This window comes from Flavihumibacter stibioxidans, assembly GCF_014332695.1.
Taxonomy (GTDB): domain Bacteria; phylum Bacteroidota; class Bacteroidia; order Chitinophagales; family Chitinophagaceae; genus Flavihumibacter; species Flavihumibacter stibioxidans.
Genome location: NZ_MBUA01000001.1, coordinates 1126342 through 1141549, shown reverse-complemented (window position 1 = coordinate 1141549; position 15208 = coordinate 1126342). Strand labels below are relative to the sequence as shown.

Here is a 15208-nt window from a genome sequence, read left to right as displayed (position 1 = left end):
CGATTAGTACTAACCGAATATGAAACAGATCCCTAATCTCTTTACCCTGCTGAACCTGGTATTTGGCTTTATGGCCATCATCGTGATCCTGCAAAACGGAATCACAATGGCAGCAGGCCCGGCAGGCGAATACCTCGTAGATATGCCCGAAAAGATCTGGCTGGCATCCCTTTTTATTGCCATCGCGGCCGTGGTGGACTTCCTGGACGGTTTCGTGGCCCGCCTGCTGAAGGCCGGCAGCGAAATGGGTAAACAACTCGACTCACTGGCCGATGTGGTTAGTTTTGGAGTGGCACCCGGCCTGATCATGTATCAGTTCCTGCGCCTTAGTTTCGCCCGTGAGGAAAATGGTCTCGACACCAGTATCCTCTGGTTACTGCCTGCAGTACTGATCCCCTGCGCCGCCGCCTACCGCCTGGCCCGGTTTAATATCGATCCCGCACAGTCTTATGGTTTTAAGGGGGTTCCGGTTCCGGCAGTGGGTCTCGTAGTAGCTTCCCTTCCCATGATCTACTGGTATACCGGCAGCGAAACCGTCCTTAGCCTGTTGCTGAATAAATGGATTTTATACGGCATCATATTATTGCTGAGTTTCCTCATGGTCAGCACCCTGCCGATCATGGCCCTGAAATTTAAAGACTATACACTTAAAAACAACCTGCCCAAACTCCTGTTGCTGGCAGTGGCCATCATTGCGGCCATTACCCTGAAATGGGCAGCTATGCCGGTCGTTTTCCTCGTGTATATTATTGTATCTTTGGCGCTCAAAAATCGTAACGAATGACTTTCTCAGTACAGGTAAAAGTAATGCCCCTGAAAGAATTGCTGGACCCGCAAGGAAAAGCTGTAATGGGCGGATTGGGTAATCTCGGCCTCAACGCCATCCATGATGTGCGCATCGGTAAAAATATCTCACTCCAGATTGAAGCAGCCTCAGAAGAAGAAGCCAGGCAAATTGCCGAGCAGGCAGCAAAGAAATTGCTGGCAAACCCGGTTATGGAGCAGTTTGAAATAAATATCAACTGATTTGCTCTATCTCGTGCCTTCTCCCATTGGTAACCTCCAGGACATGACCCTCCGTGGCCTGGAAGTGCTGCGCACGGTGGATGTGATCCTGGCTGAAGACACGCGTACTTCCTCCCGGCTCCTCAATCATTTCCAGATACAGAAACCCCTGACACCCTATCACCAGCACAATGAACACAAAGTGCTTCAACACCTGGTAGATCAACTGGTGGCCGGGAAAACCATGGCAGTGCTTACCGATGCCGGAACACCGGGTATATCGGATCCCGCTTTTCTGCTGGTCAGGGAGTGCATCCGTAATAGTGTAAAGGTGGAATGCCTTCCGGGAGCCACCGCCTTTGTACCTGCTCTCGTCAACAGCGGACTTCCTATCAACCGTTTCTGTTTTGAAGGGTTCCTTCCACTCAAAAAAGGAAGACAAACCCTGCTGAAAAAACTGGCCACGGAAGAAAGGACCATGGTTTTTTATGAATCGCCTATGCGCCTGGTAAAAACGCTGGAGGAGATGGCAACCTATTTTGGCCCGGACCGCCAATGTTGCGTAAGCCGCGAGCTCACTAAAATGTTCGAGGAAAACAAAAGGGGAAGCCTGACCGAAGTGGCTGCTTATTTCAGGGAAAAGCAGGTAAAAGGGGAGATCGTACTGGTGGTGGCCGGACAGGAGTCGTGATTTTATGATTTCTTTTTCAGCATGGTGCTGATATTTGCTGGAATTAACAATTACACTATGAGATCAGTGATTATTGCTTTGGTATTGGTTGTAACCGGACTTTTTCACCAGCATGGCTATGCGCAGATCAGGAAAATCCCGGCTGTAGTGACCGACGCCTTCAAATATAAATACCGCAACGCTGAAAGCGTTGAATGGAAGGATAAATTATCGCATTTTGTGGTTAGCTTCCACCTTGATGACGAAAGTTATGAAGCCAGTTTCAGGAACGATGGTACCTGGACCGGCTCCCAAAAACTAATCACCCGCGAAGACCTGCCGGAAGAAGTGCTGGACGGGCTCGACAAGAGCAAATACGCCGAATGGGAGATCGATAATTATTTTGAACTGATCTTCCCCGACGATCACCGCGAATACCGGCTCCTGGTTAGTAAGTCGGACCTGAATAAAAGGGACCTGACTTTTAATAAAAAGGGACGGTTGCTGAGGGATAAACTGACACTCTGACTGCTACCTGATAAATAAATGCACATAATTATGAGAAAAACTGGCTTATGGTTAGCTGGCTGTATATTGCTGGCCTCCCAATCGCTTTTTGCCCAGCCCGACCGCTGGCAGCAAAAGGTAAAATACCGGATGGATATCGATATGGATGTAAATACCAACCGATTCACCGGAAAACAGCAACTCGAGTATACCAACAATTCACCGGATACCCTTCACCGTGTATTTTACCATCTCTACTGGAATGCCTTCCAGCCTAACAGCATGATGGATACCCGCAGCCGTGAACTGGGTAAAATTGTTTACGGAAACAACCGTGCCGATTGGGATGGCAGGGTCCGCGACCGCATCCTGCACCTGAAGCCTGACGAAATAGGTTACCAGAAAGTGTTGTCACTGAAAATGAACGGGGTGGCCCAGGAATTTACCGTGCATGAGACCATCCTGGAAGTAAAGCTGAAAAAGCCCATCCTTCCCCGTTCAAAAGTGATTTTCAATATGGAGTTCGAAGCACAGGTTCCCCTGCAGGTTCGTCGCTCAGGTCGGGATAATCCATCCACAGGTGTTCGTTATTCCATGAGCCAGTGGTATCCCAAAATGGCAGAATACGATTATGAGGGATGGCATCCCACTCCTTATATCGCCCGCGAATTCTATGGCATCTGGGGCGATTTTGATGTTAAGATTTCCATTGACAGAAACTACGTGCTCGGCGGAACCGGTTACCTGCAGAATGCCCAGTCCATCGGACACGGTTATGAAGCTCCCGGCACCAAAGCCGCGGTACCGGCTACCAAAAAACTGACCTGGCATTTCACCGCGCCGCAGGTACATGATTTCATGTGGGCGGCAGATCCTGAATTTAAACATATTGTACGCCAGGTACCGGGTGGTCCTGCTATCCATGTATTGTACAATTATAAGGAAAACGACCCTAAAAATGATGCGGACTGGACCAGGGTTGCAGATGCGGCAGTTGATGTGCTGCCATACATCGAGAAAAATTTCGGCAGGTATCCTTACAAACAATATTCGTTTATCCATGGCGGAGATGGCGGCATGGAATACCCGATGGCCACCCTGTTGAGCGGTCCCAGCCTGGGTACGGCTTTCCATGAATGGATGCATTCATGGTACCAGATGATCCTTGGCACCAATGAAAGCCTCTATCCCTGGATGGACGAAGGCTTCACTTCCTATGCGGAAAGCCTGGTGAGCCGTTATTACCAGGACCTCAACAAGGACATGCCGGTACCTGCACCGGCAGGCGCAAGTACCGGACCCCGTAAATCCATCGTGGATCCGGCCATGCGCCAGAATCCCCATTTCAGCGCCTATCAGTCATATTTTGCCCTGGTTAAAAGCGGCAGGGAAGAACCTCTGACCACCCATGCCGATCACTTTGAAAGCAATTTTGCCTACAGCATCGCTTCCTACTCAAAAGGGGAAGTATTCCTGGAACAATTGGGCTATATCGTTGGTGCACCTGTTCGTGATAAAATCCTGCTGAATTACTATAACCAATGGAAATTCAAACACCCCAATGTGAATGATTTCATCCGGGTGGCTGAAAAGACAAGCGGCATGCAACTCGACTGGTACCGCGAATATTGGGTGAATACTACCAAAACCATTGATTATGGTATAGACAGCTTATATGAGCAGGGTGGTGCAACCCGCCTGCGGCTGAAAAGAAAGGGTAATATTCCGATGCCTGTTGACCTGCTCATCACCTATAAAGATGGTTCCAGGGAGCTTCATTATGTTCCCATGTACCTGATGTTTGGTGCGAAACCGCAGGAAGATGCCTCCGTAAACCGCAAAACCTACGAAGCCTGGAAATGGACGCATCCGACTTATGAAATCAGCACTGATAAAAAACTGCAGGATATAAAAAAGGTGGAAATTGATCCCAGTGGCCGCATGGCAGATATTAATCCGAAAGACAACATACTGGAACTAAACTGGTAAAACCAGAAACAGTCCTTGATATTAAAGCCGTTGCCTGGCAGCGGCTTTAATATTTTATTTCGGACAGCATCGGTTGTTCGGGTTTCAGAAATGGGAGGTAAGGAAAGGTTGAATGATTAATTGTATTTGCAGCATCCCAGAGAAGTACCAAAATTACAGTCGAATTTGTTCCGCCATATACCACAAAGTGGGTATTTTATCGACCGAAATACCTGTTTACGGCTTCAATACGGTTATTGACGTGTAATTTTTCATATATATGGTACACGTGTTTGCGAACAGTTTCCTGGCTGATGAATAATTGGGCTGAGATTTCCTTGTATAGCAACCCTTTCGACAGGAGTTCCAGTATCTCCAGTTCACGATTGGAAAGGGTGTTCAGTTTGCCTTCTGTTGAAAATGATACGGCATGGTCAGGAGTGGAATTTTTCTGTTGAAAAGCAGCCACCACTTTCCTGGCAATCTGGGTACTCATGGGGGCCCCGCCTTCAGATAATTCCCGGATCGCATCCAGTAATTTGGCAGGTGAGGTTTTTTTAAGGATGTACCCATTGGCACCGGCACTGAGTGCTTCGAAAATCTTCTCATCTTCCTCGTAAACCGTACACATCATGAATAGTATGTCCGGGTTTTCAGGCTTGAGCCTTCTTACACATTCAATTCCACTGATGCCGCCCAGGTTGATATCCATCAGCACCACATTGGGTTGAAGTACCGGCAGTTTCTGTAAAGCATCTTCCCCGCTGGAAAAACTTCCCAGCAGTTTATAGTCGTCAGACAAACGTACGATTTCCTCCAGGGCATGCCTGATATCTGCGGTATCATCAACTATGCATACTGTTATTGCCATCTGGCAAAGTTGAAGATTTTGCAGGGCCGGAGCAATACTACTTTGTGGTAGTTATACAAATTATCGGTGAACATACAACAGGTATTTTTCCCGGTAGTACTCCTCGGGGAAAAGGTCAAATACCTCTATCAAACTGGGTTTAACCCCGCTTTCTGAAATTTCCCTGGCCAGGTCGCCGCCTTTGAGGCAGATCAATCCCGATGCGGGGTATTCTTCTGTTGATGGCCTTTTGAGCAGTATAGGCCTGCTCCAGTTCCAGAGGTCTTTTAAAGGCGCTACTGCCCTTGAAACGGCATAGTCGAACTTACGGTCCCTGATTTCCTCCACCCGGGTGTGGCGTGTGGAAATATTATCGAGTCCGATTGCAGCAGCAACTTCCTTTACCACAGTCAGCTTTTTATTGATGCTGTCGGCAAGCAGGAATTCCACTTCCGGGAAAAATATTGCCAGCGGAATGCCGGGAAAGCCTCCACCCGTGCCGATATCAATGATACGGGCCCCCGGTGGGAAACTGAATGCCGCAGCTATAGCCAGTGAATGCAACACATGGTTCTCATACAAATGATCAATATCCTTTCGCGATATGACATTGATCTTGCTGTTCCAGTCCTTGTACAAGTCTTCCAGCGCCCTGAACTGGTCCAGTTGACGGGGCGTAAAATCACTGAAATACTTTTCTATCAGATCCAGTTTTGACGGGGTTTTCTCCATAATGCTGGTGCAAAGATGCAATAATATAGGAACATCCAGATATCCAGCAGCCACCACCAGGGCCAGAGGTCCTTTTCCCGGAGGCGTTGCATACATTTATAACTGATGATCCCCTGGGTTATGAAACGAAGGCCAAATACGGCCAATGCCAGCTTCCAGCTGAAAAATATCAGGCTGAGTACAAACAAGGGATAAAAGAGGAACTGGCTGCCTGAATACATCCCCAGTAGAAACTTGAATTTTCCACTGTAATATTTGCCTGTGGAATAATGCCTTTCTTTTTGCCGCATCCAGTCACCAAAGGTTTTCTTGGCTTCCGAAAGGGTGAAGGCTTCCGGATCTATCACCACCGCAGTGTTGTCTTTCCTCGCGATCTTATGGATAAACAGGTCGTCATCCCCGCCAGGCAAATGATTGATGGAAGAAAACCCCTTGTTTTCCAGGAAGAGTTGCCGCTTGTAGGAAAGATTTCTGCCCACCCCCATATAGGGCATTCCTGCAAGCGCATAGGAAAAGTATTGCAGTGCGGTATGATAGGTTTCAAAACGGATCAGCTTGTTGAGCAGTCCAGGCCTCTTCTGGTAAGCACCATAGCCCAGCACCACTTCTATTCCCGGCTGGTAGGCATCCTGCATTTTATACAACCAGTGTTCACTGGCAGGTACGCAATCCGCATCGGTCAGTAAAAGAATCTCGTGATTGGCTTCGCGGATCCCCATGGAGAGCGGGTATTTTTTTCCGGGAATTCCTTTGGCTTCGTGTTCGAGGTTTACGATCTCCAGTCCCTTGAAGGTTTTCCTGAATTCTTCCAGCAGGTAGCGGGTATCGTCCTGGCTGTTGTGATTAACCACCACCAGTTCATGAGTGCTCGGGTATTGCTGGAACAGCACGCCGGGAAGGTTACGGGCAAGGTTAGCCGCCTCATCGCGTGCGCAGATCACCACAGAAACAGGGTGTTGCTGGGACTGTTCTTTAGGTTTGGGTTTGAAAAAAGCCAGCCGGCTGAAAATTCCCCAGTAATAAATGAGTTGAATCAGGGTAACAAGGCAGAAAGCAATAAATGCGATCAGCCACCAATTGAGAGTAATCTGCGGTAAATCCATAAACTTCTACGGTTCGGTAAGGTTGTGCCGGGGGCGAAATTAAGGCAGTAAGCAGATACATATGTCCGAAAGATTTCACAAGTGGGGAAAAAAGCCACCTCTTGCATGGATAAGCGGCATTCGGCTTAACTTTGCCGGCTTATGCCATCACTCGAATTTTCATTGACAGCCACTGACCCGGGTTCCAAAGCCCGCGCAGGCGAAATGACCACTGATCACGGTAAGATCCAGACACCCATATTCATGCCCGTTGGCACGGTGGGCAGCGTGAAAGCCGTATCACAACAGCAGTTAAAGGAAGAAGTACAGGCCCAGATCATCCTGGGAAACACCTATCACCTCTACCTGCGGCCGGGACCAGAAGTGCTGGAAGCAGCAGGTGGCCTGCACCGGTTCAATGGCTGGGACCGTCCTATATTGACAGACAGCGGCGGGTACCAGGTTTTTTCGCTGGCGGGTAACCGAAAACTGACTGAACAGGGAGCTTTGTTTCAATCGCATATTGACGGATCAAAACATTTGTTTACACCCGAATCGGTGATGGATATCCAGCGGGTAATCGGGGCCGATATTATTATGGCTTTTGATGAGTGTCCGCCCTATCCCAGCGACTATGCTTATGCGAGAAAATCAATGGACCTCACACACCGCTGGCTCGATCGTTGTGTGACCCGGCTGTCGGAAACCCCGGATAAATACGGCTATACCCAGAATCTCTTCCCGATTGTTCAGGGCAGCACTTTTGCCGACCTGCGAAAGGCTTCCTGTGAGTACATCAGTTCCCGGGAAGCGGCAGGCAATGCAATCGGCGGACTCAGTGTGGGCGAGCCGGAAGAAATCATGTACGAGCTGACGGCCCTTTGCTGCGAAAACCTGCCGGAAGATAAGCCCAGATACCTGATGGGCGTGGGTACACCATGGAATATCCTCGAGAATATTTCCCTGGGAGTGGATATGTTCGATTGTGTGATGCCTACCCGGAATGGCCGCAATGCCATGTTGTTTACGAGCAGGGGTGTCATCAATATCGATAATAAGAAATGGGAAAAGGATTTTTCGCCCATCGATGATGGCATCGATTGTCATTTCAGCAATTTTTACAGCAAGGCCTATCTGCGTCACCTTGTAAAGGCGAAGGAAATACTGGGACTAACGATTGCCAGCGTGCACAACCTGGCATTTTATCTATGGCTGGTAAAAGAAGCACGAAGGCATATCCTTGCCGGTGATTTTAACCGCTGGAAGAACGAAATGGTGCCAGTGCTGAAAACGAGGTTATAAAACCCTTAACCAAAATTCACCTACTTTTGGAGGCTGCAAAAGGCAATTCATGAAGATCCTCGACTGGTACATCTTTAAAAAATTCATGGTCACTTTCGTTTTTACGATCCTTACCATAACGGTTATTGCAGTGGCCATTGATACCAGTGAAAAAACAGATGATTTTGTAAAATCCGGACTTTCATTCTGGGGTATTGTCACCAAGTATTATTTCGGGTTCATACCCTTTATCATTTCCATGATCTTTCCGTTGATCGTTTTCATAGCGGTTATATTTTTTACATCCAAAATGGCGGGAAGGTCCGAAACCGTGGCCATCCTGGCTTCAGGTATACCCTATAACCGGATGCTCCGGCCATACCTGGCCGGTGCATTACTGCTGGCAGCAATCATGTTGTGGGCCAATGCATTTATCATCCCGCGGGCCAATGAGATTCACGCCAGTTTTAAGTCAACCTATATCGACAGGAACAGTACCTACTATACCGGCCAGGGTGGAAGCCGCGATTATTATTTCAGGTCCGACAGCAACACTTTTGTTGGAATGAAATACTACGATACCGTCAATAAGGCTGCCAGCTCTTTTTTCCTGGAAAGGGTGAGTGGTAACAAAATGGTCTATAACCTCCGGTCAGATTATATACGCTGGGATACGGCATCCAAAAAATGGCGCGTCGAAAATGCATTCGAAAGAAAAATCATTGGATTGAAAGAGGTCGTGACCAAACGTGAATTCGTGGAATTAAACCTGAACATGAAGCCGGAGGAACTGCGCCGGGACGAATACCTTAAGGACAAACTCACAATCCCCGAATTGTATCATTTTATCAAAAGGGAAGAAAGCAGGGGTACGGAGGGACTGAATACCTATAAGGTAGAACTGCACCGGCGCTTTGCCACACCGGTATCCGTTATTATCCTCACCATCATGGGCGTTGCCGTTGCCGCCAGGAAGACAAGAGGCGGAAGCGGACTGCATATGGCATTTGGAATTGTAACCGCTGCATTGTTTGTAGTGATGGATAAATTCTCCACTGTGTTCTCTACCAAAGGAAGTTTTCCTCCTTTACTGGCTGCCTGGCTTCCCAATATCATCTTCGCCTGCGTAGCCCTTTGGCTGTATAAAAAAGCACCCAAGTAAATAATACCGCATTTAAATTGTTTTCTAATTAAACAGGAAGTAATAAATCTTTGTTGTACGACTGACAATAGCTAATTTTATCGGTTATAGCCAACCTGAAACCAGTTAGTCAGTTCACATATAAATTGTTCTTCATGGGAGTTTATAAAGAAAAATTCAAAGAAAAAGCGGATGCGGCTGCGGCCGAGATCAAGGACTTGCTTAAAGAGCATGGCAATAAAAAGATCGGTGAGGTTACGCTATCCCAGGTTTACCAGGGGATGCGGGGAATAACCGGACTTGTAACAGAAACTTCATTGCTTGACTCACAGGAAGGAATCCGCTTCCGTGGCTATTCCATTCCTGAGTTACAGGTGAGCCTGCCCAAAGCAAAAGGAGGCAGTGAACCTCTCCCTGAAGGCCTTTTCTACCTGATGCTTTTTAATGAATTGCCCGGGGAACAGGATGTGGCTGAGATGACATCCAAATGGCAGCGTCGTTCACATGTTCCAACCCATGTTTTTAATACTATTGACGCCCTTCCGCTGAATACCCATCCTATGACCATGTTTGTGGTAGGGGTGATGGCTCTCCAGACGGAAAGTAATTTCGCCAAGGAGTATGCCAGGGGAATGAACAAGAAGGACTATTGGGATTTCGCATTCGATGATGCCATGGACCTTATTGCCAGGCTGCCCAGGATTGCAGCGTATGTGTATCGCCGTAAGTACAAGAACAATGAACATATCCAGCCCAACGGATTGCTCGATTGGGCCGGTAACTTTGCCCATATGCTGGGCTTTGAGGATGAGACCTTCAAAGAGCTGATGCGTTTGTACATGACCATCCATGCCGACCATGAAGGTGGAAACGTATCCGCCCATACCACACATCTGGTTGGTTCAGCCCTGAGTGATCCCTACCTGAGTTTTGCTGCCGGTATGAACGGCCTTGCTGGTCCCCTCCACGGCCTGGCCAACCAGGAAGTGATCAAGTGGATTTTTGAAATGCAGGAAAGCCTGGGGACTGAAAATCCCAGTAAGGAGCAAATCGCCCAATACGTTCAGAATACCCTTTCTTCAGGAAAAGTGGTGCCTGGTTACGGACATGCGGTTTTACGTAAAACCGATCCACGATTTACGGCGCAGATGGAATTCGGCAAAAAGCATATGCCCGATGATCCTTTATGCCAGACTGTTTGGAATATCTACGACACTGTTCCGCCAATCCTGCAAAGCCTTGGTAAGATCAAGAACCCCTGGCCGAATGTGGATGCCCACAGTGGTGCCCTGCTGGTGCATTATGGCCTGAAGGAATATGAATTCTATACCGTAATGTTCTCTGTAAGCCGCGCGCTGGGAGTAATGGCCAGCCTGATCTGGGACCGTGCACTTGGTTTCCCGCTGGAAAGGCCGAAATCCATCACTACTGAGCTGGTGAAAAAGTGGCTGAAGGGGGAAGATGAGGTTTGGGGAGATTAAGACGGTGAATGGTGAATGGAAAAAGTTAAATCCGGCAGGCTTGCCGGATTTTTTTATTTAATATTTGGTTGATTGATGTTTAAACATTAAATTTGTATTCTAATTCAACACACACTAAAAAAATACAATTATGGCAACCTGGAACATTGACACAACCCATTCAGAAATTGCTTTTAAAGTAAAGCACCTGGTAATCTCTACTGTAACGGGAAAATTTACTGACTTTGAAGGAAGCGCAGAAGCCGAACAGGCTGATTTCAGCGATGCGAAAATTAGGTTTTCTGCCCGGATCGACAGCATCACAACAGGTAACGAACAACGCGATGGGCACCTGAAATCACCCGATTTCTTTGATGCAGCCGGTCATCCAACCATGGACTTTGTGTCCACTTCCATGGTTTCGAAAGGCGGATCCGATTATGTGCTGAAGGGGGACCTGACCATTCGTGGTACCACCAGACCGGTGGAGCTGGCTGTGGAATTCGGCGGTACCCAGCAGGATTTCTACGGCAATACTGTGGCTGGATTTGAACTGACCGGGAAAATCAACCGCCAGGATTTCGGTCTGGCCTGGAGTGCTGTTACCGAAGCTGGTGGAATTGTAGTTTCCGATGAAGTGAAACTGGCCATCAATGTAGAACTGATCAAAAAATAAGCAACTGTTTCTCCGGCAGCTGGAAATACGGAACCGTCCCTGAACAGGGGCGGTTTTTATTTTGCTGGTATTTTATTGAACTCTATATTTGCACTCCCAAACAGGGAAAAGTTCTTATCAAAAGGGGAATTAGCTCAGCTGGCTAGAGCGCTTGCATGGCATGCAAGAGGTCACCGGTTCGACTCCGGTATTCTCCACCATTACGGGTGAAACGATCATAGATTGTTTCACCCGTTTTTTTTGCCCCCTATCCATAAAGGATTCAATTAATAGCTGTCGTTCCAACTTCCCCGGGTGTCGCGATCTCTTTTCCCAGGTCCTTTTCCCAAAGAATATTGCCAAAATCACCTTTTTTTACGGACTTATGTATGACATAAGAAATATTTTTTTGTTGCTTATTTGTTGAGCCTGAATGAGTTTGAGGCTGAAAAAAATGCAACCTGATTAATATTTTAATAATTCTTTTGGTTTTTCCAAAGGAGTAGTTAATTTCATTATGTATTACATAATGCCAATAATAAAAAACTGCTTTTCATGAAATCTGCTTGCTGTAAAGTGGGAATCTTACTTACCTGCTTATTGCTTTCCCTTTCAACCTGGTCCCAGACCAGGAAAGTTTCCGGAAAAGTTCAGGCCGAAGAGGATAACAAACCTCTAGCCGGCGTGAACGTCCTGGTTAAAGGAAAATCCTCCGGAACACAAACCAATGTAAATGGTGAATTCAGCATTGAAGCATCTGAAACAGATGTGTTGTTGCTGTCTTATGCCGGTTATGAATCCCTGGAAATTCCGGTGGGTAATGCCTCAAACCTGGACATTTCCATGAAGGCCAATGCATCCAACCTCAGTGAAGTGGTGGTGACAGGCTATGGTACCCAGTCGAGACGTAACCTTTCAGGTTCGGTTTCTACAGTCAACAAAAAAATGATGGAGTCTGTTCCCCGTACCAACGCAGCAACCTTATTGCAGGGAGCTGTTGCCGGCGTGCGGGTTCAGCAAAATACCGGTCAGCCCGGTGCTTCACCTACAATCGTATTAAGGGGTGGAACCAATTTCGGCGGATCCGGCGCTCCTTTGTTTATTGTGGATGGTGTGATCGTTCCTTCCCTGTTCGGGATTAATACCGAAGACATCGAGTCCATAGATGTACTGAAGGATGCCGCTTCCCTGGCCATCTATGGTGCGCGTGCCGGTAACGGCGTAGTGCTGGTTACCACCAAAAAGGGAAAGAAGGGAAGAACACAGGTTTCCTATACTTTCCGCCATGCCAATAATTATATCCGCCGGAATGATCTCGAATTACTGAGTCCGGCTGATTATATTATCTGGAACCGGATCGGATTGGCCAACAGGTATGCCCTGGCACAGGCCGATGGCAATACCAGTGAAATGAACAATACCCGCAACCAGCTTACCGGTGGCTGGGGATTTGCGATGAATTCCAACTTTACCCGTCCCAATGGTTTGTATTCCACCCAACTGGTTACTGACAACAACCGTCAGTTGCTGAACGATCGCCAGTGGAACCTGCTGGTGGACAAAAACCCCTTTATTGCCGGCCAGATGGACAGTATTCTTTACCGGGCAACCAGCCAGCGCCAGTTGGAAGACCTGATCCTTCAGAAAAGCACTTTACAGGAACATTATGTGAATTTCTCGGGTGCCAGTGAAACCAGCAATTTTGCCCTTGGTATAGGCACTGTGAAAGATATAGGCATAGCCATCGGTTCCAACCTGAAACGCTACAACCTCAATTTCAACGGTGGACTCAATGTAAATAAAGACCTCAAGATTACTACCAATATAGCTGCTTACCATTATAAGGGTAATCCAACTTACCTGGCTGGCGATGAAGGAATTTTCCAGCGTTTTGCCGGTATCGCTCCAACCGTGCGCCTTACACATGATTCTTCCGGGGCCATTCTTCCGGGTGTTGACGGCTCAAACATGGGTAACCCCCTGTACCTAAAAGATAAGTTCATCCGCAACGAACAGGAACAGCGTTTCTCAGGCAGCATCAACCTCGAATACAATATCCTCAATGGTCTGAAATTTGTTTCATCCGCTTCAGGCTTCATGCGCTTTACCAACTTCCAGAATTTCAATAAATTATTTCAGTCAGGAACCTTCGGGGCAGTGAATTCAGCCAGGTCTGCTTCCTTCAGCAATGTGCGTACTTATCAATATTCCTACAACGCTTTCCTTAAATACGGCAAAAGCATTAACAAACATGATATTGACCTGCTGGGCGGTGCGGAATATTTCGATTACAAATCTTACCTCGAGTCAGGCTCCGGTATCGGTAGTGCTGCAGATAACCTGATGTACCTGGCTAACTCCATTTTTACCGAAACCAGGGCTTCTTCAGGAGTCGGTTCATGGAACCGTTTTGCATCCCTGATCGGCAGGGTGAACTACAATTACGATAACCGTTACTTGCTGAACCTGAATCTTCGTTATGATGGTACTTCCCAACTTACGAATGATGATTCGCGTTATACCTGGTTCCCGGGTGTTTCCTTCGGCTGGAATGTTCACAATGAAAAATTCCTGTACGATTCAAAAATCGGGAACATAGTTTCCACCCTGAAACCACGCATCAGCTGGGGACAGAATGGTACACTGGCTTCCGGAGATTTTGGTACGGTTCAGCAGTTTGTTAACCTGGGCCTTTACAATGGGGTAGGTGGATATGGACAAACGAGTTTTGTAAACCCCGATCTGCGCTGGGAAAAAACCACCACTTTTAACGTGGGCGTGGATATTGGTTTCCTGAAAGATCGCTTTACCCTGATTGCCGATTATTTCGTTAAGAATGTGTACGACAAACTGCAGGGAATTGCCATTCCATCCTGGACGGGTTTCAGTTCCTACCAGACCAACCTGGCCACCCTGCAGAACAGGGGTATTGAACTGGAATTGAAGGCAGCCGTTATCCGCCCTAAAAAAGCCAACGGTTTCAGCCTGGATGCGAGTGCCAATATCTACCATGTGAAAAGCTTCACTAAAAAGCTGCTTGATAATGGTCTCGAAAGAAACCGCCAGGGAGCTATCCGTGTTTGGGATGCCAAAAAAGGCAGCTATGAGTGGGTGGCCGGTTTGCAGGAAGGCTACCGGGTAGGGCTAGACGAAATATGGGCCCCCATTTTTGACGGACTGTACAGAACACAGGAAGACCTCAATGAAAAATCAAATCTTGCCAACCTCTTCCTGCCTACGAGGGATAAGAAAGTGAAACAACTGGGCGATGCCAGGTGGAGAGATATAGATGGTAACGATACACTTGACAACCGCGATTATGTTTTTGTTGGTCGCACTCTTCCTAAAGTAATGGGTGGTTTCTCACTGGCTGCCAACTGGAAAGGATTCAGCCTGTTTACACAGTTTGATTATGCGCTGGGTTTTGTGATCATGAACCAGATCCGCATGCGGGGCCTTAGCCAGGTTCAGGGTTCACAAAACAGTTCGGTGGATGTAAAGAACACCTGGACACCGGAAAACCCCAATGCTGCCTATCCCAGGTATATGTGGGCAAACTATGGCAGGAACTTTGAAACCGGTGCCGGTAGCGGTACTCCGGCTGCAAATTTCTTCGAAAAAGGTGATTACCTGGCCATGAGGGAAATTACCCTGAGCTACCAGGTACCGCCTGCCATCCTCACCAAATATCTCAATAACCGGGTGCGTGGTTTCAAAGCATATGTGGCAGGTTCAAACCTGTTGTACATCAGTAAATACTCCGGCACCTTCCCCGAAGTGGGCGGTTATGACAACGGTAAGTATCCCCTGCCCAGGGTGGTAACATTCGGCTTAAACATCACATTGTAAAAAATCGC

Annotated in this window: 13 protein-coding genes and 1 tRNA gene; 11 read left to right on the top strand and 3 right to left on the bottom strand. The window is 47.6% G+C overall.

The window, feature by feature from the left end:
* Nucleotides 1-19 precede the first annotated feature (19 nt).
* The 5 genes from BC349_RS04835 to BC349_RS04815 are packed head-to-tail and all read left to right on the top strand — an operon-like array spanning nt 20 to nt 4171.
* Nucleotides 20-784: a CDP-alcohol phosphatidyltransferase family protein gene (locus BC349_RS04835; RefSeq protein WP_187255592.1), complete on the top strand. Its 765-nt coding sequence runs from the start codon at nt 20-22 to the stop codon at nt 782-784.
* The gene (gene purS, locus BC349_RS04830; protein WP_187255591.1) at nt 781-1026 is read left to right on the top strand and encodes a phosphoribosylformylglycinamidine synthase subunit PurS; all 246 of its coding nucleotides are present in this window, start codon (nt 781-783) and stop codon (nt 1024-1026) included. The genes BC349_RS04835 and purS overlap by 4 nt, the downstream gene beginning before the upstream one ends.
* 1 nt (nt 1027) lies before the next feature.
* Nucleotides 1028-1696, top strand: coding sequence for a 16S rRNA (cytidine(1402)-2'-O)-methyltransferase (rsmI, locus tag BC349_RS04825; RefSeq protein ID WP_187255590.1), 669 nt, complete (start codon nt 1028-1030; stop codon nt 1694-1696).
* A gap of 57 nt (nt 1697-1753) precedes the next feature.
* Complete coding sequence (locus tag BC349_RS04820; RefSeq protein WP_187255589.1) at nt 1754-2203, top strand: PepSY-like domain-containing protein; 450 nt, start codon at nt 1754-1756, stop codon at nt 2201-2203.
* Nucleotides 2204-2233: 30 nt separating this feature from the next.
* On the top strand, nt 2234-4171 hold the full coding sequence (locus tag BC349_RS04815; protein WP_187255588.1) for a M1 family metallopeptidase: 1938 nt from the start codon (nt 2234-2236) through the stop codon (nt 4169-4171).
* 196 nt (nt 4172-4367) lie between these two features.
* Here the strand turns inward: BC349_RS04815 and BC349_RS04810 are convergent, their stop codons facing one another.
* Genes BC349_RS04810 through BC349_RS04800 form a run of 3 tightly spaced genes read right to left on the bottom strand, consistent with a single transcriptional unit; the run spans nt 4368 to nt 6835 of the window.
* A complete protein-coding gene (locus tag BC349_RS04810) occupies nt 4368-5021 on the bottom strand; it encodes a response regulator (protein ID WP_187255587.1) in 654 nt (217 codons plus the stop codon).
* Nucleotides 5022-5081: 60 nt separating this feature from the next.
* The gene (gene rsmG / locus BC349_RS04805; protein ID WP_246456777.1) at nt 5082-5732 is read right to left on the bottom strand and encodes a 16S rRNA (guanine(527)-N(7))-methyltransferase RsmG; all 651 of its coding nucleotides are present in this window, start codon (nt 5730-5732) and stop codon (nt 5082-5084) included.
* Nucleotides 5702-6835: a glycosyltransferase gene (locus tag BC349_RS04800; protein ID WP_187255586.1), complete on the bottom strand. Its 1134-nt coding sequence runs from the start codon at nt 6833-6835 to the stop codon at nt 5702-5704. Before BC349_RS04800 ends, rsmG begins: the two co-directional genes overlap by 31 nt.
* A gap of 141 nt (nt 6836-6976) precedes the next feature.
* On the opposite strand from BC349_RS04800, the gene tgt reads away from it, so the two are divergent.
* From tgt to BC349_RS04770, 6 genes are all read left to right on the top strand, one after another.
* A complete protein-coding gene (gene tgt, locus BC349_RS04795; RefSeq protein WP_187255585.1) occupies nt 6977-8116 on the top strand; it encodes a tRNA guanosine(34) transglycosylase Tgt in 1140 nt (379 codons plus the stop codon).
* 49 nt (nt 8117-8165) lie between these two features.
* Entirely contained in the window at nt 8166-9257 is a 1092-nt protein-coding gene (locus BC349_RS04790; RefSeq protein ID WP_187255584.1) for an LptF/LptG family permease, read from the top strand.
* Between the two features lie 134 nt (nt 9258-9391).
* A complete protein-coding gene (locus tag BC349_RS04785; RefSeq protein ID WP_187255583.1) occupies nt 9392-10717 on the top strand; it encodes a citrate (Si)-synthase, eukaryotic in 1326 nt (441 codons plus the stop codon).
* A 130-nt stretch (nt 10718-10847) separates the two neighbouring features.
* Complete coding sequence (locus tag BC349_RS04780; RefSeq protein WP_187255582.1) at nt 10848-11372, top strand: YceI family protein; 525 nt, start codon at nt 10848-10850, stop codon at nt 11370-11372.
* Between the two features lie 123 nt (nt 11373-11495).
* Nucleotides 11496-11572, top strand: a tRNA-Ala gene (locus tag BC349_RS04775).
* 334 nt (nt 11573-11906) lie between these two features.
* Entirely contained in the window at nt 11907-15200 is a 3294-nt protein-coding gene (locus BC349_RS04770; protein WP_187255581.1) for a SusC/RagA family TonB-linked outer membrane protein, read from the top strand.
* Nucleotides 15201-15208 lie beyond the last annotated feature (8 nt).